The sequence below is a fragment of the Plastoroseomonas arctica genome (assembly GCF_018128965.1).
GTDB classification, from domain to species: domain Bacteria; phylum Pseudomonadota; class Alphaproteobacteria; order Acetobacterales; family Acetobacteraceae; genus Plastoroseomonas; species Plastoroseomonas arctica.
Genome location: NZ_JAAEDH010000024.1, coordinates 17,918 through 39,569, shown reverse-complemented (window position 1 = coordinate 39,569; position 21,652 = coordinate 17,918). Strand labels below are relative to the sequence as shown.

The following is a 21,652-nucleotide window of genomic DNA, read 5'->3' as shown; positions in this document are numbered from 1 at the left end:
TCAGTCCTTCCCGAAGGTTTTCGCGCCGAGCAGGCGCTGGCCGAGCAGGGTCGCGGTCGGGCGGAAGGTGTTGAAGGCCATGCGCAGCGTGGCGTCGACGGTGGGGGCGACGTCCTCGGGCGTGTCGGCGCGCTTGACCAGCGTGCCCATGGCTTCAAGGACGGCCTGCGTGGCGTTGCCCATGGCGATCTGGGCCGGGTTGAACTCGCCGAAATCACCCCGCATGGTCACGATCATCGGCATCGGCGTGCGGTGGATGGATGAGAGTGTGAGCATGTTGATGCAGTTGCCCACGCCGGAAGATTGCATGAGCAGCACGGAGCGATCGCCACCGAGCCAGGCGCCGGCCATCATGGCGACACCTTCCTCCTCGGTGGTGAGTGTGACGACCTTCATTGTGTTGTCGGCGATGCAGCGCTTGATGAGGCGCGAATGGCCGGCATCGGGCACCAGCGCGACCTGGCGGATGTTGTGGAGTTTCAGCAGGTCATAGATCTGGTCGGGCCAGTCGGCCGCGGCGTCGGGGCGTTGTTCGATTGTGTCTTGCTGCATGGTTTCCTCGCTCGGGCGCGAGCATCGGCCGGGTGCGGCGCGCTGGCAAGACGCGGAGGTGTCGGGCATTCTGCGCGCGCAAAGGGGGCGGCATGGCCTGGGCGCATGGCATTGGCGGCACGCGGTATGTGTTCGGGGATTTGGCGACGCTGATGGCGCGCGCCACGCCGGCGCGCTCGGGCGATGCGCTGGCGGGTGTGGCGGCGGGCAGTGCTGCCGAGCGGGTGGCGGCGCAGCGCGCGCTGGCGGATTTGCCGTTGCGCGTGTTCCTCAACGAAGCGCTGGTGCCCTATGAGGCCGATGACGTCACGCGGCTGATCCTGGATTCCCACGACGCGTCGGCCTTCGCGCAGGTCTCGCACCTGACGGTCGGCGGCTTTCGCGACTGGCTGCTTGGCGAGGGCGCGGACAGTGCCACGCTGACGAAGCTGGCGCCGGGGCTGACGCCAGAGATGGTGGCCGCTGTCTCCAAGATCATGCGCATCGCGGACATGGTGGCGGTGGCACAAAAATGCCGGGTGGTGACGCGCTTCCGCAACACCATCGGGCTGCCGGGCACGCTGTCGATCCGCCTGCAACCCAACCACCCCACCGATGACCCGCGCGGCATCGCGGCATCGCTGCTCGATGGCCTGCTGCTGGGCGCGGGCGACGCGGTGATCGGCGTGAACCCCGCGACCGACAATGTCGAGGGCGTGATGCGCGTGCTCGAGATGCTCGACATGGTGCGCGAGCGCTTCGCCATCCCCACCCAGAGCTGCGTGCTCAGCCACGTCACCACCACGCTGCGCGCGATGGAGCGCGGCGCGCCGGTGGACCTGGTGTTTCAGTCGATCGGCGGAACGGAGGGAACCAATCGTGGTTTCGGCGTCACACTCGCACTGCTTCGCGAAGCGCGGGATGCGGCGTTGTCGCTGAATCGCGGCACAGTCGGACACGACGTCATGTATTTCGAAACCGGCCAGGGCAGCGCGCTGAGTGCCGAGGCTCATCACGGCGTGGACCAGCAGACGCTGGAGGCGCGCGCCTATGGCGTCGCCCGCGCCTACGCCCCGCTGCTGGTCAATTCCGTCGTCGGCTTCATTGGCCCGGAATACCTGTTCGACGGCAAGCAGATCATCCGCGCCGGCATCGAGGACCATTTCTGCGGCAAGCTGCTCGGCCTGCCGATGGGGGTGGACATCTGCTACACGAACCACGCCGAGGCCGACCAGGACGACATGGATGCGCTGCTCACCCTGCTCGGCGTCGCGGGCGTGACCTACATCATGGGCGTGCCGGGGGCGGATGACGTGATGCTCGCCTACCAAAGCACCTCCTTTCATGACGGGTTGCAGGCGCGCGCGCTGCTCGGCAAGGCGCCGGCGCCGGAATTCGCCGCGTGGATGGCGCGCATGGGCATCGGCGCAGGCGATGCGATTCCCGCCGGGATGTCCCCAGCCCTGATCGGCTTGGCGTGAGCGAGGTCGGCCACCTCCGCCGCTTCACCTCGGCCCGCGTTGGGCTGGGCCGCGCGGGGCATGCGGTGCCGACCGCGGCACAGCTCGACTTCGCCGAGGCGCATGCCCGCGCGCGCGACGCGGTGTGGTCGGCACTCGATGCCGAGGCCCTCGCCGCCGCCTGCGACCTCCCCGCGACGCGCGTGCGCAGCCAGGCACGCGACCGGCGCGAGTTCCTGCTCCGCCCCGATCTCGGGCGCCGCCTCGCCGAACCCCACGCGCTGGTCCCGCGACCCGGATGCATCGCGCTGATCCTCGCCGATGGCCTCTGCGCGGAGGGCGTGCAGCGCCACGCCCCGGCGCTGGTCGCGCGCCTGGCCGCCGCCCTCTCCGACCCCGTGCTGGTCATCGCCGAACAGGCGCGCGTGGCCCTGGGCGACGCGATCGGCGAGGCGCTGGACGCGGCCGCCGTCATCGTGCTCATCGGCGAGCGGCCGGGGCTCTCGGCCACCGACAGCATCGGTGCCTACATCACCTGGGCACCGCGCATCGGGCGCACGGATGCGGAGCGCAACTGCATCTCCAACATTCGCCCCGGCGGCCTCGGCGCCGACGACGCGGCCGGCAAGATCCTGTGGCTGCTCGGCGCGGCGCGCGCGCTGGGGGCGACCGGCGTCGCACTGAAGGATGAGCAGCCCGCCTCGCCTTTGCTGACGCCATGATCCAGGTGACGCCGCGCATCGCGCTCGACCCGAAGGAGATCGAGGAACGCTTTCTCCGCGCCTCCGGCCCCGGCGGGCAGAACGTCAACAAGGTGGAGACCGCCGTCGAACTGCGCTTCGACGTGCGCGCCTCGCCCGCGCTGTCGGATGCAGTGAAGGCGCGCCTTGCGACCTTAGCCGGCCGGCGGCTGACCAAGGAGGGCGTGCTGGTCATCAACGCCCAGCGCCACCGCACCCAGGACCGCAACCGCGAGGACGCGATGGAACGCCTGCTCGCGCTGATCCGCGAGGCCGCGATCCCCCCGCCGCCGCCGCGGCGCCCGACCAAGCCTACCAAGGGCTCCGTGCGCCGGCGCGTGGATGGGAAGACGCTGCGTGGCGCGCTCAAATCGCTGCGCAGGCCGCCCGAGGGCGACTAGACGTCGCTCGCCGCGTAAACGTGACGTTCAAGCGCCGCGGCCGGGCCAGACGGTTGCTGCGGCGGCCGCACCAGGCTCGAGTCGAAAAAAATCAGGTTCTCGCCGGCGATCAGCGTGTCCATCGCGCGCCCGGCCAGCGCGGCGAACAGCGGCGCGAGGCAGGCGCCGCCCGGGATCATGAAGTCATGCGGCTCGATGACTATGCAGGGCGCCTGGGCGAAGACCGCGCCGTCCGATTCGAACACGGTGCGCTCGGCGCCTTCGATGTCGAGCTTCACGATCAGCGGATACCCGCCCGGCACCGCCGCCACCAGGCTCGCCAGCCGGCGCGACGGCACGCTGCCGCCATCGGCGACCTGGCGCGACCAGGAGCCATCGCCCGGCGCGCCACCGAGATTGACACCGTTCTCGTGCGACCACAGCGCGCCGTGGACGGGATGAATGCGCGGCTCGCGCGCGGCGTTGGCGCGTAATTCCGCGAAGGTGACCGCGTCGGGTTCGATCGCGACGACCAGTGCCTCGGGAAACATCGCGGCAAAGTAAAGCGCCGAGTAGCCGACATTGGCGCCGGCATCGATGATCAGCGGCTGGTGGCCTTGCGCGCGCTGGCGGCGCGCCAGCGCATGCAGGCCGGCGAGCAGGGCGGCATCGAGCTGGTAATCCTTCCAGCCGAAGATCTGAGAGGCAACGAAAGGATCGCTGTCCAGTGGCCGGATGCGGATCGGGTGGCCGCCGGCGCGCGCTGTCACGGGGGCAGCCTGGCGCATGGCACGCCGCCCCCAGACCCGCAATGCGGCGAGCGGACCGATCGCCTTGCCAAGCCCGATGAGGTGCCGCAGCCGGCTCGAATGATGCATGGTCGGAGCGCGCTCCTCGTGTCGCCGATGTGGCCACTCTCGCTACGCGGCAGGCCGCGTCGGGGATGCGACAGGCGAGCCGCCCGGATGGTCTAAGCCCTGCAGCATTGGCGGCAAGCGCCCGCGCCTTCCCGTTACCGTGCGCATTGTCTCCGATCGTGACGCGCCGCTCGGCGTTCGTCCTACCCCAGCATCTGGCCGCCATCGACAATGATCGTCTGCCCGGTCACCCAGCGCGCCAACGGCGAGGCCAGGAACAGAGCGACGTCGGCCACTTCCTCGGGCGTGCCGAGGCGGCCGAACGGGATCGAGGCCAGGATGTTCGCATAGACCGGCTCGCCGGCGAGGCGCCGCTTCTCCCACGAACCGCCGGGGAACTCGATCGAACCCGGGGCCACCGCATTCACCCGCACGCCATCCTTGGCGAGCATCGCCGCCTGGCTCGACGTGTAGCTGATCAGCAGCGCCTTCACCGCCGCATAGGCCGGCGTGCGCGTGGAAGGGCGGAAGCCCGAAATGGAGCTGACGTTGACGATGCTCCCCTTCGACGCACGAAGGTGGGGAATGGCGACGCGGCTCGCGCGCACCGTCGCCATGACGTCCACCGAGAGGCCGGCGGCCCAGCCTTCCTCGGTATCGGTCGCACCAAAGCCGGAGGCGTTGTTCACCAGCACGTCGACGCCACCCAGGGCCTGGGCCGCATCCTCGACCCACCGCAGGACGGCCGGACCGTCGCCGAGGTCGCACGAGGCAGCGATCGCCTTGTGGCCGAAGCCCGCGAGTTCTGCCTGCGCGGCGTCGAGCGGGCCCTGGCTGCGGGCGCAGATGGCGACGTCGGCGCCGGCGCGGGCGAACCCCTGCGCGACGGCGAGGCCGATGCCGCGGCTGCCGCCGGCGACGAGCACGCGCTTGCCGGAAAAATCGAAGGTCATGGGGCGTTCCGTCAGAGTTTGCCGGTGAAGGGTAGTGTCAGTTGGCGACCGACGCCAAGCGGGTGCCCGTGTGGGTCGGACGCTTCCTCGCCGGCAGGCATTCGGGCAATGCCGCCACCAAGTGCGCAATGGGCTCCGCCGGCGTCGTGGCTAGACGACCGCCTCGACGATGGACTGCGGCACCGGAACGCTCGCCGCGAAGCTGGCCCGCGTCTCCAGCCGCCCGCTCATCGCGACCAGCCCAGAATGCGTGTCGCGCCACGGGTGGTCCGGGTAGCGGACCGTCAGGTAGCGCAGCACCGTGCCGACGCAGATGTCGGCCAGGCCGAAGCGGTCGTCCACGAGGAAACCCGGGCCCGCCAGGCGCTCGAGCGCGGACAGCCCGCCATCGATCTTGCGGCGCTGGCGCGCCATCCACGGCGCGCTCGGCGCCTCCCGCCGGCGCTCGAAGAACAGCAGCACCGTCGCGTCGCAGATGCCATCGCAGATAACCTCGATCTGCCGCGCCTGCAACGCGAGGACAGGGTCGCGCGGCAGCAGCGGCGGGTCCGGATAATGCACCTCCAGCCATTCGAGGATGAAGCGGCTTTCGTAGATGCCCTGCCCGTCGGGCAGCACCAGGACGGGCAGCTTCTCCAGCGGGTTGTAGGCCGGCGTCGCCGTGTCCGCGTGCCAGGGCACCTCGGTGCGAAGCGTGAAGGCGATGCCCTTCTCGATGAGCGCGATCCGCACCTTGCGGGCATAGGGGGACGGCGTGGCGCTGATCAGCTCGTACATGTCATTCAACAAGCGCATTGGTGGAGCGCACGACATCGCCCCACGCACGGCGCTCATCGCGCTGGAACGCCGCGAGGAATTCCGGCGTGCTGGGCTCGGGCACCGCACCCTGCTGGCGCACCACCTCGATGAAGGCCGCGTTGGTCATGGCACGGCGGACGGCGGCGTTGAGCTGCGCGATGACCGGCGCGGGCGTGCGCGCGGGGGCATAGATCGCCTTCCACAGGCCACTCTCCAGCGGCGCGCCAAAACTCTTCACCGTGGGCACGCCGGGGAATAGCGGCACCTCGCCGGGTGCCAGCACGGCCACGGCGCGGCTGCGGCCGTCGCGCGTCAGGCTCTCGGCGCCACCCGCGGGCAGCGCGAAGCAGTCGACCTGGCCGGCCAGGATGGCCTGCATGGCCGGTGCCTGGCCGGTGAAGGGCACGTGGAGCATGCGCACGCCCTGCTGCGCGAGGATGCGCTCCATCGCGAGGTGCGGCGTGCTGGCCACGCCCCAGCTGGCGTAGGTCACGCCCTCGGGGTCGGGGCGCGCCGCATCGATCAGTTGCGGGAAGCTTTGGATGCCGGGCCGGCTGGGGCCCACGATCAGCGCGAAGGGGAAGCGGCCGACCATGCTGATCGGCGCGAAGTCCCGGTCCGGATCGTATTGCAGATTGCGATAGGCGAAGGGGTTGATGGCCTGGGTATCGACGATGCCCATCCACAGCGCGTGGCCATCGGGCGCGGACCGCGCCGCCGCCGTGGCACCGACGCTGCCGCCGGCGCCGCCACGGTTTTCGACCACGACGGCCTGCCCCAGCTCCGCCGAGAGCGGTTGCGCAAGGGCGCGCGCGATTATGTCGTTCAGCCCACCGGGCGGGAAGCCCGAGATGATGCGCAGGGTGCGGTCAGGAAAGGCTAGCGCGGGGGAGGAGAGCGTCACGGCGGACACGGCGCCCAGCAGGGCGCGACGACGGATTTTCGGCATGGCGAGGTCCTGTGAAAGGACCGGCGTTTTCCTGTGACGGTTCTAGCCGGCGGCGTTCACGCTGTGAAGCCTTTCGCCGCCCTCTCGCGACGCATCAGCCCTTCTGCGGCAGCTCCAGCACCACCGCGCCGGACACCGCATCAGTCACGCCCAGCCAAGGCCCGACCATCTCCAGCGTGTCGCGGAAGCTGTTCAGCGTCTCGATCATGTTGGAAGAAAATCGACGCCTCGCCGACGTCGCGGCACCTTGAGACGACGTCGGCCTTCCGGACCCAAACATACTCGTAGCGTGCCCGGTCAGGGCTCGTCGCGGGCGAGGCGGAAGGTGCCGCTCGAGCTGGTAGGCCGCACGCCAGTTTCGGTAACGCTCACGTAGACCGCCGTGCCGCTGAGTGTTCCATCCGCGATGGTCGCGTTGATCTCGGCCTTGAACGGGGTGCGACCCATCATGAGCACACCGGCCGCGGAGAGGCGGCCAGCCGGGGTCAGGCGCCCGGCGAGCTGGCCGCGGCCGATGAGGCCGCGATAGGCATCGAACCGCACCACCACGTCCTCGCCGCGGCCGACCGGCGTGACCACCAGTTGCAGTCCACCGCGGCGCCCCAGCGTCTCGTTGAAGGTGGTGCCGCGGAAGGTCCCGGCCATGGCCCGCTCCGGCTCCGCGCGCACGGCCGCGGAAGGGGCGGCGATGACCGGTCCAACCGTCGCGCCGCGTCCTGCCGGCGTCGGGGCGACTTCAGGTGGGGCAGTGGCCGCCGGCGGAACGGTCGCCGAAGACGGGCTGCCGATCGCCGGCTCAACCGCTGCGTCGCGCTCGGATGGCGCCGGCGCTGGTGGATCGGCTGGCGCAGAGCGGCTTGCATCGGCGGTGGGTGGCGCTGGCTCCATCGTCGCGGATGGTGGCGTGGAAGGGCCGCCCGGATCCGGTGCGATGGACGCTTCGGCCACGGCGACGGGGGCCGGCTCCGGCGCGCGCTCTGCAGTTTGTGGGGCGGCGATATCCGCAACCGCGGTGGGCGCAGTCCGCTCGGCGGCGGGCGGCGGCGCCCAAGGCATCCGCCCGGTCTCTGGATCGGGACGTCGCCGGGCGATCCAGCGCGCGGCGTTGGTCCCGCTGCCTGCCTCCGCGACAATTGCGGTACTTGCATCGCGAGAGCGCGCGTGCGGCAGTAACGCCGCCGCGGCGACGGCGAGGACGAGGGCCGCGGCCAAACCACCCATGACCAGGAAGCTCGGCCGCCGTCTTCGCATCGGCGGCACTGCGGCAGCGAGCGGTTCGCGGATGCCCTCCGCGAAATGCAGAGGCACGAGGTCGACGCGCCGTGCGGCCGCGGGGCCACGCGTGGCGCCACCGGGCGCCGAGATCTCGGCCGCGCGGATCACATGCTCGGCCTGGACCTGCGACGCCTGGTCCAGTTGGGCCTGCAGCAGCGATGCCTGGCCCAGCAGGTTCAATCGACCCGGCAGGCCTTCCGACAAGGCGGCCAGTGAATCGATGGCCTCCACGCCAAACGCATCCGGCGAGAGGCCGGCCGCAGCAAGGCCAGCCGCGACGAAGGCATCGACCTCCGCGCGGGAGAGCGGCGCCAGCCGCGTGACCGAGACCCGTCCCGGCAGGAACGCCATGCGGTCCGCCGCAGGCGGAAGGACGCCAAGCACGGTGGCTTTCCCCAGCATTGCAAGGCTGAACAGCGTGGCTTCGTCCAGCGGGTCGGCGTCATCCACCAGGCGCACGACGTCCGGTGCGATCGACGTGGCGACGGCCTCCCTTCCCTCAAGGCTGACCTTAACGCCAGCGGACCGGAGCGTGCGCTCAAGGTCCTGAAGCAACAGCGTCTTGCCGGCACCGTGCGGCGCGGCGAGGATCACGAGCCCACCCTCCGCCAAGGCCTTCAGCACCGAGCTCCGCGCCTGTTTCCATCCGTTGTGCTGGAACGCGTCCGCGGCGGAAGGCGGCGGCTCGAATGGTGGGGAGTGGCTGTTCGCTCGGGACCGCGTATTCGTGGCGCCCATGATCTGGTCTTCACCTTGCACTGCCGTGTTGCGTTCCGGCGTGGCAATGCCGGCCACGAACGTTAACGCGGGGAGTGAAGGACAGTTCTTCGCAGCTCAGTGTGCTGACGGGGATTTCACTCCGCGAAGCAACGTTGGCGTCCAACCGCTTGCAGAGTTTCGGGCGTGCACCAGCATGGCGCGGACCGCGCCGCGCAGCTTCCCGCGGTGCGGGCGAAGTGCAGACAAACTTCTTGCGGGTATGGTGGGCGCAGTAGGGCTCGAACCTACGACCCGCTGATTAAGAGTCAGCTGCTCTACCAACTGAGCTATGCGCCCGGAGGGCGGCGTAATGGCCCGCCGCGCCGGCTTTGTCCAGCCCCAACCTTCAATCCTTGGTGACGCCAAGCTCCGCATCGCGGTGGATATGCGCCGAGAGCAGCAGCCCGAAGCCCAGCATCGTCGTCAGCATCGCCGACCCGCCATGCGAGATCAGCGGCAGCGGCACGCCGCCCACCGGAATGGATCCCGTCACCATCGCGACGTTCACGAAGACGTAGAGGAAGAAATTGGTCCCGAGCCCGATCGCCAGCAGCCGCCCGAACTGATGGCGAGACCGGAACGCCACCATGAAGCAGAAGGCCACCACCATCAGCATCAGCGCCAGCACCGACAGCGCACCCACCAGGCCGAATTCCTCGGCCAGCATGGTGAAGATGAAGTCGGTCTGCTTCTCGGGAAGGAAGTTCAAATGCCCCTGCGTCCCCTGCAGGAACCCCTTCCCCCACAGCCCTCCCGACCCGAGTGCGATCTTGGACTGGATGATGTTGTACCCTGCCCCGAGCGGATCGCTCTCGGGATCGAGGAAGGTCGTGATCCGCGCTCGCTGGTAGTCGTGAAGATGCTCGTAGGCGATGGGTGCCGCGATCCCGATGCAGACCGCCAGGGCCGCGAACTTCCACCACCGCACTCCCGCCGCCCACAGCACCGCAGTGCCCACCAGCCCCGTGATGAGCGCGGTGCCCAGGTTTGGCTGCTTCAGGATCAGCCCAACGGGGATCAGGATCATGATGCCGGCCGGGATCAGGAACAGGATGTTGCCCATCCGCTCCCAGCTCGCTCTATGGAAATAGGCGGCGAGCCCAAGGACCAGCATGATCTTCATCAGCTCGGATGGCTGCAGCTGGATGGGCCCGACGTCGATCCAGCGCTGCGCACCCTTGCCGACATTGCCCACCAGAAGCACCAGCACCAGCATCCCGATGCCGCCGAGGTAGCCCAGCCAGGACAGCTTCGCGATCAGCTTGATGTCGATCATCGCGATCGACAGCATCAGCACCAGCCCGAAGCCGAAGCGGATCGCGTGCTTGGAGGCATAGGGCTCCGGCGCGCCGCCGCCTGCGGAATACAGCGCAACGTAGCCGACGCCGGCGATGGTGGTGACCAGCAGCACGAATAACCACGGCACCTGCCAGAACTTGTTGAGCAGGCCGACGCCACGGTCGCGGGCGAGGAGACGTTTTTCGAGGATCATGAGGGAACAAGCATAGGGGAAATGAATTTCTCCCAGCGACGCATTGCGTCGCGCCACTTTCTTTTGTTTTTATCCACGGGACGGCCGCGCAGTCCGAGCTTCCCTTGCCAAGCGCGAGCAACCTGCCAGCGGGTACCAAAAAGCCAAAAATAAAAGATCGGGATCTGGGGGAATTCATTCCCCCGGTCTTGCTTTTTCATCCGCCGGCCACTCGCTGCGTCCCTGGCCCACCCGGCCGCAGCCGCTGGAACGCCTCCGCCAGCACATCGCGCGCCAGTGGCGCCGCCGCCATGCTGCCCGAGGTCCCGTGCTCGACCACGACCGAGACCGCGAACAGCGGGTTGTCATGCGGCGCGAAGGCCACGAACAGCGCGTGCGGGCGCCATTCGCGCGGCATGGTCTCGACCCGGAAGCCGCGTTCGCGCTGTTCGCGGGTGACGCGGCGCACCTGTGTGGTCCCGGTCTTGCCGGCGACCTGGGCGCCGAGTGCGGCCGGCAGTCGCGCGATCCGCGCTGTCCCACCTTCCTCGTTCACCACCGCCCACATCGCGTCGCGCACCAGCCGCATGTCGCGGTCGGGGATGCCGAGCGAGGGCCAGTCCTCGGCCCGCGCGCCGCGCACCGGGCGGCCACCCACCAGCTTCGTCAGATGCGGCTGCACCGCGCGCCCGGTCGCGAGCCTGGCCGCCATGGTCGCGAGCGAGAGCGGGGTGAACTGATAGAACCCCTGGCCGATGCCATGGATGACCGTATCGCCCAGCGCCCAGGGCCGGCCCTGGGCCTCGCGCCAGGCCCGCGTCGGCGACATGCCGCGGCGGACGCCGGGGATCTCGATCTCCAGGTCGACGCCGAGCCCGAAGCGCCGCGCCATCGCCGAGATGCGGTCGATGCCGAGCCGCTTGGCCATCTCGTAGAAATAGACGTCGCAGGACAGCTTGATGCCCTGCCGCATGTCGAGGCCGCCATGGCCGTTGCGATTGTGGCAATGGAAGCGTGATTCACCGAGGTCCATGTGGCCCGGGCAGTTGACCCGCTCTCCCGGCGTGACCACGCGCGCCTCGAGCGCGGCGAGTGCGACGACCATCTTGAAGGTGGACCCCGGGGCGTAGAGCCCGTTGGTCGCCTTGTTGATTAGGGGCGTGGAGCGCGACGCTGTCCATTGCCGCCACTGGGCGCCGGACACGCCGGTGTTGAACACGCTCGGGTCGAAGCTGGGCTGACTTGCCATGGCCAGCACCTCGCCGTTGCGGGCATCGAGCAGCACCACCGAGGTGCCCTCCTCGATCCGCCCGCGGATCGCGCGCTGCAGGTCGGAATCGACGCTGATCTGCACGTCCTGGCCGGGGATGCCCTCGCGCCGGTCGAGCTCGCGGATGACGCGGCCGACGGCGTTGACCTCGAGCTGGACGGACCCCGCGCGGCCGCGCAGCACCCGGTCATGCGCGCGCTCGACCCCGGCGCGGCCGACGCGGATGCCGGGCAGCTCCAGCAGCGGATCCTCACCGATATCGGCCTCGGCCGGCGGTGCGACATAGCCCACGATATGGGCCAGGTGCTCGGCCTCCGGGTACAGGCGCGTGGTGCCGAGATCGACGCTGATCCCCGGCAGGTCGGGCGCGTTGACCTCGATCCGCGCCATCTCCTCCCACGTCAGGAACTCGCGCACGATGACGGGGACGAAGCGGCGTCGGCGGCGCACCTCGCGCTCGATCCGCGCGCGCTCATGGGCTTCAAGCGGCACGATGCGGGTGAAGGTTTCGAGCGTGGCGTTCACATCCGCGCTCTGCTCGGCGACCAGCAGCACGCGCCAGTTCAGCCGGTTGCCGGCCACCGTCTTGCCATTGCGATCGAGCACGCGCCCGCGCGGCGGCGCGATGAGGCGCGCGGAGATGCGGTTCTCCTCGGCGAGCGTGGCGTAGCGCGCGCCCTGCTCGACCTGCAGCTTGTACAGGCGGGAGGCGAGGAAGGCGAAGGCGCCGAGCTGCACACCGCCCAGGATGAAGGCGCGGCGCTTGAACACGGAGCGCCGGCGCTCTTCCTCCTTGCGCACGGTGCGCTCGCCACCCAGCGGGCGCAGCGGGCGGCTGTCGCGGCTCACGCCTCGAGCTCCGCCTGCCGCATGGCGCGGTGCGCCCGCGTCATCAGGAAGGCGAGGCTCGGGTACAGCCCGGCGGCGAGCAGGGCGAACTGCACGGACGGCTCGGGCGGCGGCAGGCTCAGCGCGAGCAGCGCGTGCAGCAGCCAGCCCAGCCCCGCCGCCCCGGCCGCGAAGCCGCAGAACACCACCCACACCGCGAGGAAGCTCCACCCGGCGAGCGACCGGCGCCAGCGGAAGGCGAGGCCATGCACCGCGAGCAGGGTCAGGATGCCGATGCCGATCGGCGCATAGGTGACCAGATCCTGCAGCAGCCCCAGCGCGAACACCGCCACGGGCGACATGCTGAGGGGTCGGAAGATGGACCAGAAGAACACCGCCGGCAGCACCACGGCGGGCACCAGCGCCGGCGCGCCGCGAAACGCCGCGACGAAGACCAGCAGCAGCGCGGTCGCGACCGGCGGCAGGGCGGCGCGGAAGAAGGCGTCGAGCCAGCGCCAGAATCCCTGGGCCGGCTCCTGCCGGCCCGGCCGCGGTCGCGTTGGCGGCCTGTCCATGGGTCTAGCGCCGCTGCGGCCGCGGCTCGGGCCGCGCCACGGATTCCGGCGGCAGGATGCCGCGCAGGCCGAAATCGAACAGCCGCACCATGTCCAGACGGTCGAGCTGGGCGAACAGCTCCACCTCGGCCGCACCGGAGGGCGAGAAGCGCACCACGCCCACCGGCAGCCCGGCGGGGAAAGCCCCGGCCTCGGCGGAGGTGACGATGCGCTCACCCTCCTGCGGGACCGAGCCTTCCGGCCAATGCGCGATGCGCGGCCGACCGCCATTGGTCCCCAGCATCATCGCCCGCACGCGCGAGCCCTCCAGCGTGATCGGCACGCGGGAGTTCATATCGGTGGCGAGCAGCACGCGGGCGGAGCGGGAGCCGACCTCGGTGACGCGCCCGACCAGGCCGCGCTCATCGAGTGCGACCTGCCCCTTGCGCACCGGCTGGCCGGGGAGCGTGGCGAGAAGCACGGCGCGGGCATAGGTGCCGCCGCCATCGGCGACCACGCGGGCGGTGTTGAAGCTGGGCGTGCTGTCGGGGACGAAATTGGTCTGCCGGCGCAGCATCACGTTCTCCGCCTCCAGTGCCAGGGCCGCGGCGTGCCAGCGGCGCAGACGCTCATTCTCCTCGCGCAGGCGGGCATTGTCGGTGCGCAGCTGCAGCAGGGATCGCGCCTCGTCCAGCCCGTCCTGCACGGCGCGCAGCGGCTCGGCCATCACGGCGTAGAGCGGGGCCAGCGCATCGGCCAGCGCAGTGCGCGCGCGTTCGGCTATCACAGTGTCGGCCTTGCCCAGCAGCATGGTGCCGAAGGCGGCCGCCACCATCAGCGGCAGGGTCAGGCGCGAGAGGGCCTGGCGTAGCGGAATGCTGAGACGGATCACCGATACCCTGCCCTAAAACCCTCTATGCGTTTCAGATCTTCCGCAGGCCAAGCACATCGTATGCCGTGCCATCCTGCCGCAATCGCCGCCTCGCGTCGCCAGATTAATGCCTCGCGCGGATCAATACATGGACGTGAGGACGTGGCGCAGGCGCTTGATGTCCTCCAGCGCCCGGCCGGTGCCCAGGGCCACGCAGGAGAGCGGCTCCTCCGCCACCACCACCGGCAGGCCCGTCGCGTCGCGCAGCACCTGGTCGAGGCGGTGCAGCAACGCCCCGCCCCCGGTCAGCACGATGCCCTTGTCGACGATATCGGCCGCGAGCTCGGGCGGCGTGTTCTCGAGTGCGACCTTCACGGCCTCCACGATGGCGAGCACCGGCTCGAACAGCGCCTCGGCCACCTGCCGTTCGGAGACGGCGACCTCGCGCGGGACGCCGTTCATCAGGTCGCGGCCCTTCACCTCAGTGAAGTTGCCTTCGCCGCCATTGTCGGGGGCCGCGGCGGCGCCGATTTCCATCTTGATGCGCTCGGCGCTGCTCTCGCCGATGAGCAGGTTCGCGGAGCGGCGGATGTAGGAAATGATCGCCTCGTCCATCTTGTCCCCGCCGACGCGGACGGAGCGAGCATAGACGATGCCGCCGAGCGAAATCACCGCGACCTCGGTGGTGCCCCCGCCGATATCGACCACCATCGAACCCGAGGGCTCGGTCACAGGCAGCCCGGCACCGATCGCGGCGGCCATCGGCTCCTCGATCAGCAGCACCTTGCGCGCGCCCGCACTCTCGGCACTCTCCTGGATCGCGCGGCGCTCGACGGCGGTGGAGCCCGAGGGGACGCACACGATGATCAGCGGCGAGGCGAAGCTGCGGCGATTGTGCACCTTGCGGATGAAATGCTTGATCATCTCCTCCGCCACTTCGAAATCGGCGATGACGCCGTCGCGCAGCGGGCGGATGGCGGCGATGTTGCCCGGCGTGCGGCCGAGCATGAGCTTCGCCTCCTCGCCCACGGCGAGCACCTGCTTGCGCCCGCGGGTATCGGAGATGGCCACCACCGACGGCTCGTTCAGAACGACGCCACGCCCCTTGACGTAGACAAGCGTGTTCGCCGTGCCGAGGTCGATGGCCATGTCGGCCGAGAGAAAGCCGAACAGGCGAGAGAACATGCGCCAAACCTTCCTAAGGCGGGCCCACCCAATCCCGTCGCCTGGGGGGTGCCGCCTATAGATCACAACTCTGCGCGGGAAACGGGTCGGAGGCTTAGCCCTGCCGGCGTTGCGGCTCAAGCCGGATTCCGGACGCGACGACGCAGGGCACCATCGCGGCGGTTGCGCTTCCGCCATGAATGACGATGATGCAGCCGCGAGAGCGGGCCGGGCGCCCGCCACTGGAGAGCTTGCCATGCGCCGTCGCGCTGTTTTCGCCGGGGCCGCGCTTGGCCCGCTGATCCTGCTGGGCTGCAACCGCCTGGCACCCGTCTATACGGTGAGCGAGGCGAACTTCCTCGGAGCGGCACCGCTCACCCGCCGCGGCGACCAAATCCGTCGCGCGGCCATCCGGCTGAACTGGGCCGTGCAGGATGTCCGCCCCGGGGTGATGCGCGCGACCTTCAACGCCAGGCGCGACCAGGCGGTGGTCGAGATCACCTACTCGCGCGACCGGTTTTCGATCCAGCACCTGGAAAGCAGCAATTTGAGCTTCAACGGGGGCCAGATCAACCGGGCGTATAATGGCTGGGTGCAGGATCTGGAGCGGGCGATCATCGCCGGTTCGGCGGCGTGAAAAAAGAAATCGGGGGCATGAATTTCCCCCAGCCGTCTTTCGTCACCGCGCCCTTGCGTTGACGCTGCAAGCCCCCGCCGCACCGCGGGACGCTGCCCACACCGTCGTCGAGGTATTCGCCCCGATCGTGATGTCCCCGCGCGCCAAGGTCGGCGCGCTCGGGCAATTCGCCCGGAAGGCCATGGTGGTCGGGCAGCTGTTGCGGAAGTTGAACCCTGTCAGCCCATCCTGCGTCCGCGTGCCGGCGAAGGTCACCCCGCAGCGCCCGGGCGGCGAAGGCACGGCCGGGTTGGGCACGGCGGCGCTGGCCACGGGTTCGACGCGCGCGGTCGGCAGGGCCGCGATGCGGGCGTCCGCTTCACCCGCGCCGGCGTTGCGCGCGGCGACATAGGCGCGCCGCGCGGGTTCATTGGCGCCGCGCTGGCGATTGACGTCGCCCAGCATCAGCCAAAGCGCGCCGTCGCGTGGCGCGAGCCGCACCGCTGCCTCCAGCACCCGCACCGCCTCGGCCGGATTGCGCTCCTGCAGGGCGGCCGGCGCCTGCGCGGCCAGACCGCGCGCGAGATCCGGCGCCTCGGGCACCGGCTGCTGGCCCAGCCGCGTGACCAGCGCGTCCGAAGCCTCGCCATCGACGGTGAGGCCGAGGGCGTATTGCGCCGCGCGGATCGCGGCCAGGGTGCGCTGGCCCGGCGTGCCGTCGGCCGGCCCGGGGTCGAGCCCGAGGCTCGCGAGCCGCCGCTGCAGCTGGATGATCGCCTCGCGCCCGAGCGGACCGCCGCTCGGCACCGATCGCGGCAGCGCGGGGCTCGCGAGGGCGGCGAGCCGGGCGCGCGCGATCGGGGCGAAGACGCCCGCCGGCCAGCGCTCCAGATAGGCTTCGAGCTCAGCAGGGCGGCCGGTGCCCTGCACCGATTGCCAGAACACCAGCTCGGCGGCCGCGGTGCCGTCCGGTGCTGCGACCTGCGCCGGCGGCGCGGGCGGCAGCGGGGTGGGCGCCGGTGCGGCCGCCTGCGGGATGAGAAACAGCTCGCCCGTCGCCTGGTCGTAGATGGCGGGGTTCTGCTGGTGCCGGACCGAGGCGGCGTCGGTGCGCACCTGGTCGCGCACCTGCTTCACCGCGGCATCGAGGCTGAGCCCCGGCTGCGCAAGGGCAGGCAGCAGGTATCGGGTGAACACGCTGTTGGGCGAGGGATCGGTATCGCTCAGACGGTCGAGCGCGGCCTCGCCGATGCCGGCCGAATAGACCACGTAGGTGCCTTGCGGTGCATCGACGCGGCCGAGGCCGCGGGTGCGGCCGACGCTCCGCCCGGCCTGGCGCGGCAGCGGGTTGTCGCGGCAGGCATCGATGATCAGGGCGGAATAACGCACGCCGCTCTCGGTCATCGCCTGGGCGACGTCGGTGAGCAGGAAGCCCTCGCGCAGCAGGATCGATTCCGACAGCGTCGCCGGGATGTCGGCCGGCAACAGCACATTGGTGCCGCGGATTTCCACGCCGTGGCCGGCGAAGAAGAACATGCCCACCTCGGCGCCGCGCAGCCGGTCCTCGAACTGCGCGAGCGCGGTCGAGATGCCGCGCCGGTCGGGATCGGTGCGCAGGATGACCTCGAAGCCGATCTCGGTGAGCTGGCGCGCGATGGAGGTGGCGTCGTTGCGCGCGCGGGTCAGGGTCTGCACGTTGGCATAGCCATCGATGCCGACGACGAGCGCCACGCGCCGCCCGCCCTGGGCAAGAGGGGCGGATTGCGGCGCGGCGAGCAGCAGGCAAAGCGCGATCAGCAGGGTTCGCATGCGCGATCCTTCCGGCAGCGTGGCGATCGGGTCAAGCGTCTAAGAGTAGCACGAACATGGCTGTGACCGGCAGCCGCCCGCTGTCCCTGGAGCGTCACGGATTGTCTGCTTGCAAATGATCGCCAACTCGGCCACATAGCTCCTGTCAGCGCGCGATCTTGTGCGCCCACGCGCCGCCCCGGCCGCGTGACCGGCCCCCGGAACCCGCCAGAAGGCGGGCCGTGCGGTACCCGGGCCGGGAATAGCGCGGCCACCCCAGCGGAATCGCTCCCGACACGCGGGGCCTCCTCCCCGAAATCTCGTCCGAGCGCATCCCATGCGGTGCGTCGACGCATCTGGATACCCGAACCTTGACCAATTTCAACGAACTCGGCCTGGCCGAACCCCTGCTCCGCGCGCTCACCGAGGAAGGCTACACCACCCCCACCCCGATCCAGGCGCGTGCGATCCCGATCGCGCTGACCGGGCGCGATCTGCTCGGCATCGCACAGACCGGCACCGGCAAGACGGCGGCCTTCGCGCTGCCGATCCTGCACCGCCTGGCCGAACAAGGCGGCCGCCCGCCGCGCGGCGGCTGCCGCGCGCTGATCCTCAGCCCGACGCGCGAGCTCGCGAGCCAGATCGCGGCGAGCTTCAAGGCCTATGGCCGGCATATGGGCCTGTCCGTCGGCATCGTCTTCGGCGGCCAAGCGATGGGGCCGCAGCAGCGCATGCTCCATGCCGGCGTCGATGTGCTGGTGGCCACGCCGGGCCGCCTGCTCGACCACCTCTCCAGCCGCACCACGCGCCTGGATCACGTGAAGATCCTGGTTCTCGACGAGGCCGACCAGATGCTCGATGCCGGCTTCCTGCCGGCCATCCGCAAGCTGGTCGCGCAGACGCCCAAGGATCGCCAGACGCTGTTCTTCTCCGCGACCATGCCCGCCGAGATCGGCAAGCTCGCCGCCGAGATGCTGATCACGCCGGAGCGCGTCGCCGTCACCCCCGTGGCCACCACGGCGGAGAAGGTCGCCCAGCGCGTCATCCATGTGGAGCAGGGCCGCAAGCGCCTGATCCTGACCGAACTGCTGAAGTCCGAAGGCGTGAACCGCGCCCTGGTCTTCACCCGCACCAAGCACGGCGCGGACAAGGTGGTGAAGCAGCTCGAAGCCGACGGCATCAACGCGAGCGCGATCCACGGCAACAAGAGCCAGAACAACCGCGAACGCGCGCTCGCCATGTTCAAATCCGGCCAGGCGCCGGTGATGGTCGCAACCGACATCGCCGCGCGCGGCATCGACGTCGATGGTGTCACCCACGTCGTCCAGTACGACCTGCCCGAAGTGCCCGAGACCTATGTCCACCGGATCGGGCGCACCGCGCGCGCCGGTGCGTCTGGCGCGGCCGTCTCGCTGTGCTGCATCGATGACCGCGACAAGCTCAAGGCCATCGAGAAGCTGATCCGCATGGTGGTGCCCTCCGAGGATCGCCGCGACCCGAACGGTCGCGAAGTCCCCTCGCCCGAGCCGCAGCGCCGTGGCCAGCGCCCGCCCGGACGCGGTGGCCAGTCTCAGGGCCGCGGTGGCCCGCAGGCGAGCAATCCGCGTCCGGCCGCCAAACCTGTTGCACTGCCCGCCGGCACCGACAGCCGCCGCCGCCCCGTGGTGAAGGCGACGCAGGCACCGGGCCGCGATCGCAACTGGCGCGAAGGCGATTTCCGCGACGCTGCACCCACGCCCAACCGCAACCGCGGCTGAACCCGTCACCAAACGGACATCGTTGCGCGGTCGCGTGATCGCCTAGGCTTCTCCCCGCCATCGCGGCGGGGAGGGTGCCATGCGGCTCGCGGCCTACAATGTCGAGAACCTGTTCGAACGCGCCAAGGCGCTCAACCTGCCCAGTTCGCAGGAGGCCAAGCCGATCCTCTCGGCCCAGGCCGAAATCAACATCCTGTTCAAGAAGGCGGTCTACACCGCCGCCAATATCCGCCGGATCGAGGCGCTGCTGGAGATCCTCGGCCTCGCCAAGGGCGACGACAGCCGCTTCGCCATCCTGCGCCAGAACCGCGGCAAGCTGCGCAAGAAGGTCGATGGCGTGCTCACCATCACCGCGTCCGGCGCGGAGGACTGGATCGGCTGGGTCGAACTCAAGACCGAACCGGTGAACCAGGTCGCGATCGCGAACACCGCGCGCGTGATCGCATTGATCGCCCCCGACATCCTCGCCGTGGTCGAGGCCGAGAACCGCCCCTCGCTCAAGCGCTTTTCCGAGGCGATGCTGCCCATGCTCGGCACCACGCCGTTCCCACACATCATGCTCGTCGATGGCAATGACGACCGCGGCATCGATGTCGGCCTCGGCACCGGCGAGGGCTTCCCCATCCGCTCCGTCACCAGCCACGTCGATGACCGCGACGCCGCCGGCAACCCCATCTTCAGCCGCGACTGCCCGGAATACGAGGTGGTGCTGCCATCCGGACAATCGCTTTGGGTGTTGATCAACCACTTCAAGAGCAAGGGTTTCGGCGACAAGGGCACCTCCGACGCGAAGCGAAAGGCGCAGGCCACCCGCACGCGCGCGATCTATGAGGCCCGAATCGCGAGCGGGGCGAAGTTTGTCACCATCCTTGGCGACCTGAACGACACGCCGGATAGCGCGCAACTCGCCCCGCTGCTGGGCGACGGCAAGCTGCGCGACGTCTCCCAGCACCCGGCCTTCGAGAGCGACGGGCGCCCAGGCACCTACGCGAACGGCACCAAGGGCAACAAGATCGACTACATCATCCTCTCACCCGACCTGTTTGCGAAGGTGGAGCGCGCGGGGGTGGAGCGGCGCGGCGTCTGGGGCGGGGTGAACGGGACCCTGTTCCCGCATCTGCCGGAGATCACCAAGGCGGAGGAAGCGGCCTCCGACCATGCGGGGATCTGGGTGGATCTGGGGGTTTGAAGGAAGACGGCGGAAAGGAATTTCCCCCGGACCCCCAATCTTTTATTTCTGGCGACTGGAACGAGGCGCGACGGGCGTGGCCGCGGGGACGAAGGCTCATGGCATGGCTGGAGTGATGGCGATTCGGTCCTTCGAGGAGAGGGACGCGAATGCCGTGCGCGAACTGTTCATCACGGTGAACCGGCTGCTCGCGCCGCCCGACATGCGCGACGCCTTCGAGACCTACATCGACCAGTCCCTGGTCGAGGAGATGGACCGGGTCGCCGCCTACTACGCCGAACACGGCGGCGCCTTCTGGGTCGCCGAGCGCGCCGGCGCCATCATCGGCATGTTCGGGCTGGAACCCCATGACGACCATTTCCTCGAGCTCCGACGCATGTATGTCAGCCCCACCGAGCGACGCACGGGCATCGCCTCGGCCATGCTCGAATTCGCCGAGGATGAATGCCGCCGCCGTGGTTTCTCGCGGATGGAACTGAGCACCTCGGAGCTCCAGCCCGCCGCGGTGGCGCTCTACCGCCGCGCCGAGTACGCCCTCACGCGCGAGGTTGTCGCGGACCAGGCCAGCAACAAGACCATCGGCGGCGGCATCCGGCGCTTCCACTTCGCCAAGGTGCTGTAGGGCCTCTACCCGAACACCTTCGGCCAGGCGGCCATCAGCGCCGCGTCGGCATCCTCCATCGTCGCGATGACACCCTGGTGGTGCAGGCTGGTCACGCCGTGCTCGGCGATGCCGCAAGGGATGATGCCGGCGAAGTGGGACAGCTCCGGGTCCACGTTCAACGCCACGCCGTGCCAGGAGACCCATCGCGTGACGCGCACGCCGATCGCGGCGATTTTCGCCTCGCCGCCCCGGGCGCGGTCCTGCACCCAGATGCCAACGCGCCCCTCGCGCCGCTCCCCACGTACGCCCAGCAGGTCGAGCGCGCCGATCAGCCAATCCTCCAGCCCGTGCACATAGGCGCGGATGTCGCGCGCGGGGATGCGCCCATGCGCGCGCTCGAGGTCCAGCATCACATAGCCGGTGCGCTGCCCCGGCCCGTGATAGGTCCATTGCCCGCCGCGCCCGCTGCGATGGGCGGGAAAGCGAGCATCGATCAGCCCCGCCTCGGTCGCCGAGGTCCCACCGGTGTAGAGCGGCTCATGTTCGACCAGCCAGACGCGCTCGCGGGCGGTGCCGGCGCGCATGGCGGCGATATGCGCCTCCATCTGCGCGATTGCCTCGGGGTAGCCAAGCCGGCCCTCCGCGACCGCCCATTCCGGGGCGGGGGAAAAAACCGGCGCGGGATGCGTTGATGCGGCGAGGTTCATCGGCTATACGCCCCCCCCTACCCTGAATGCGGCCATGGCGGAATGGTAGACGCGCCAGCTTGAGGTGCTGGTGGGGGAAACCCCGTGGAAGTTCGAATCTTCTTGGCCGCACCAGGGCAGTGTCCGCGTCA

Annotated in this window: 20 protein-coding genes and 2 tRNA genes; 8 read left to right on the top strand and 14 right to left on the bottom strand. The window is 69.9% G+C overall.

Translation table 11 applies throughout. The features are described 5' to 3' along the window. Window positions 1–552: a thiamine pyrophosphate-binding protein gene (locus tag GXW79_RS18055; protein WP_211875840.1), complete on the bottom strand. Its 552-nt coding sequence runs from the start codon at window positions 550–552 to the stop codon at window positions 1–3. Window positions 553–644: 92 nt separating this feature from the next. On the opposite strand from GXW79_RS18055, the gene GXW79_RS18050 reads away from it, so the two are divergent. Genes GXW79_RS18050 through arfB form a run of 3 tightly spaced genes read left to right on the top strand, consistent with a single transcriptional unit; the run spans window position 645 to window position 3,132 of the window. Beyond that, window positions 645–2,012 carry an ethanolamine ammonia-lyase subunit EutB gene (locus GXW79_RS18050; RefSeq protein ID WP_211875839.1) on the top strand — a complete coding sequence of 456 codons (1,368 nt, stop codon included), beginning with the start codon at window positions 645–647 and terminating at the stop codon, window positions 2,010–2,012. Next, window positions 2,009–2,713: an ethanolamine ammonia-lyase subunit EutC gene (gene eutC, locus GXW79_RS18045; protein WP_211875838.1), complete on the top strand. Its 705-nt coding sequence runs from the start codon at window positions 2,009–2,011 to the stop codon at window positions 2,711–2,713. Before GXW79_RS18050 ends, eutC begins: the two co-directional genes overlap by 4 nt. Next, complete coding sequence (arfB, locus tag GXW79_RS18040) at window positions 2,710–3,132, top strand: alternative ribosome rescue aminoacyl-tRNA hydrolase ArfB (protein ID WP_211875837.1); 423 nt, start codon at window positions 2,710–2,712, stop codon at window positions 3,130–3,132. The genes eutC and arfB overlap by 4 nt, the downstream gene beginning before the upstream one ends. On the opposite strand, the gene GXW79_RS18035 is transcribed toward arfB, so the two are convergent. The 11 genes from GXW79_RS18035 to GXW79_RS17985 all read right to left on the bottom strand — a co-directional run bounded on the left by GXW79_RS18035 (window position 3,129) and on the right by GXW79_RS17985 (window position 14,881). Continuing rightward, window positions 3,129–3,989, bottom strand: coding sequence for an FkbM family methyltransferase (locus tag GXW79_RS18035; RefSeq protein ID WP_211875836.1), 861 nt, complete (start codon window positions 3,987–3,989; stop codon window positions 3,129–3,131). The two genes, arfB and GXW79_RS18035, sit on opposite strands and share 4 nt — an antisense overlap. A gap of 182 nt (window positions 3,990–4,171) precedes the next feature. After that, a complete protein-coding gene (locus GXW79_RS18030; protein ID WP_211875835.1) occupies window positions 4,172–4,921 on the bottom strand; it encodes an SDR family NAD(P)-dependent oxidoreductase in 750 nt (249 codons plus the stop codon). 150 nt (window positions 4,922–5,071) lie between these two features. Continuing rightward, window positions 5,072–5,716, bottom strand: a complete 645-nt coding sequence (locus tag GXW79_RS18025) for a glutathione S-transferase N-terminal domain-containing protein (RefSeq protein ID WP_211875834.1) — start codon at window positions 5,714–5,716, stop codon at window positions 5,072–5,074. Beyond that, on the bottom strand, window positions 5,700–6,668 hold the full coding sequence (locus GXW79_RS18020) for a Bug family tripartite tricarboxylate transporter substrate binding protein (protein ID WP_211875833.1): 969 nt from the start codon (window positions 6,666–6,668) through the stop codon (window positions 5,700–5,702). Before GXW79_RS18020 ends, GXW79_RS18025 begins: the two co-directional genes overlap by 17 nt. Window positions 6,669–6,965: 297 nt before the next feature. Further along, a complete protein-coding gene (locus GXW79_RS18015) occupies window positions 6,966–8,738 on the bottom strand; it encodes a hypothetical protein (protein ID WP_211875832.1) in 1,773 nt (590 codons plus the stop codon). A 185-nt stretch (window positions 8,739–8,923) separates the two neighbouring features. Then, window positions 8,924–8,999 (bottom strand) — tRNA-Lys (locus tag GXW79_RS18010). Between the two features lie 49 nt (window positions 9,000–9,048). Continuing rightward, window positions 9,049–10,194 (bottom strand): rod shape-determining protein RodA, encoded by a 1,146-nt coding sequence (rodA, locus tag GXW79_RS18005; protein ID WP_211875831.1) that lies wholly within the window; start codon window positions 10,192–10,194, stop codon window positions 9,049–9,051. Between the two features lie 196 nt (window positions 10,195–10,390). Then, window positions 10,391–12,292, bottom strand: a complete 1,902-nt coding sequence (gene mrdA, locus GXW79_RS18000) for a penicillin-binding protein 2 (RefSeq protein ID WP_367614952.1) — start codon at window positions 12,290–12,292, stop codon at window positions 10,391–10,393. Continuing rightward, entirely contained in the window at window positions 12,289–12,846 is a 558-nt protein-coding gene (locus GXW79_RS17995) for a rod shape-determining protein MreD (protein ID WP_211875830.1), read from the bottom strand. Before GXW79_RS17995 ends, mrdA begins: the two co-directional genes overlap by 4 nt. 4 nt (window positions 12,847–12,850) lie before the next feature. Then, window positions 12,851–13,717, bottom strand: coding sequence for a rod shape-determining protein MreC (gene mreC / locus GXW79_RS17990; protein WP_211875829.1), 867 nt, complete (start codon window positions 13,715–13,717; stop codon window positions 12,851–12,853). A 120-nt stretch (window positions 13,718–13,837) separates the two neighbouring features. Next, the gene (locus GXW79_RS17985; protein ID WP_211875828.1) at window positions 13,838–14,881 is read right to left on the bottom strand and encodes a rod shape-determining protein; all 1,044 of its coding nucleotides are present in this window, start codon (window positions 14,879–14,881) and stop codon (window positions 13,838–13,840) included. A gap of 235 nt (window positions 14,882–15,116) precedes the next feature. Here GXW79_RS17985 and GXW79_RS17980 point away from each other — a divergent pair, with 235 nt between their 5' ends. Then, window positions 15,117–15,497 carry a hypothetical protein gene (locus GXW79_RS17980; protein ID WP_211875827.1) on the top strand — a complete coding sequence of 127 codons (381 nt, stop codon included), beginning with the start codon at window positions 15,117–15,119 and terminating at the stop codon, window positions 15,495–15,497. A gap of 42 nt (window positions 15,498–15,539) precedes the next feature. Here GXW79_RS17980 and GXW79_RS17975 read toward each other — a convergent pair whose 3' ends face one another. Beyond that, window positions 15,540–17,285 carry a caspase family protein gene (locus GXW79_RS17975; protein ID WP_211875826.1) on the bottom strand — a complete coding sequence of 582 codons (1,746 nt, stop codon included), beginning with the start codon at window positions 17,283–17,285 and terminating at the stop codon, window positions 15,540–15,542. A gap of 350 nt (window positions 17,286–17,635) precedes the next feature. Between GXW79_RS17975 and GXW79_RS17970 the strand changes: the two genes are divergently transcribed. The 3 genes from GXW79_RS17970 to GXW79_RS17960 all read left to right on the top strand — a co-directional run bounded on the left by GXW79_RS17970 (window position 17,636) and on the right by GXW79_RS17960 (window position 20,832). Then, window positions 17,636–19,021 (top strand): DEAD/DEAH box helicase, encoded by a 1,386-nt coding sequence (locus GXW79_RS17970; RefSeq protein WP_211875825.1) that lies wholly within the window; start codon window positions 17,636–17,638, stop codon window positions 19,019–19,021. Window positions 19,022–19,100: 79 nt separating this feature from the next. Continuing rightward, entirely contained in the window at window positions 19,101–20,210 is a 1,110-nt protein-coding gene (locus GXW79_RS17965) for an endonuclease/exonuclease/phosphatase family protein (protein ID WP_211875824.1), read from the top strand. Window positions 20,211–20,325: 115 nt separating this feature from the next. Next, on the top strand, window positions 20,326–20,832 hold the full coding sequence (locus GXW79_RS17960; RefSeq protein ID WP_211875823.1) for a GNAT family N-acetyltransferase: 507 nt from the start codon (window positions 20,326–20,328) through the stop codon (window positions 20,830–20,832). Between the two features lie 5 nt (window positions 20,833–20,837). Here GXW79_RS17960 and lipB read toward each other — a convergent pair whose 3' ends face one another. Continuing rightward, window positions 20,838–21,521, bottom strand: coding sequence for a lipoyl(octanoyl) transferase LipB (lipB, locus tag GXW79_RS17955; RefSeq protein WP_211875822.1), 684 nt, complete (start codon window positions 21,519–21,521; stop codon window positions 20,838–20,840). Window positions 21,522–21,549: 28 nt separating this feature from the next. Between lipB and GXW79_RS17950 the strand changes: the two genes are divergently transcribed. Then, window positions 21,550–21,635, top strand: a tRNA-Leu gene (locus GXW79_RS17950). Window positions 21,636–21,652: the final 17 nt, after the last annotated feature.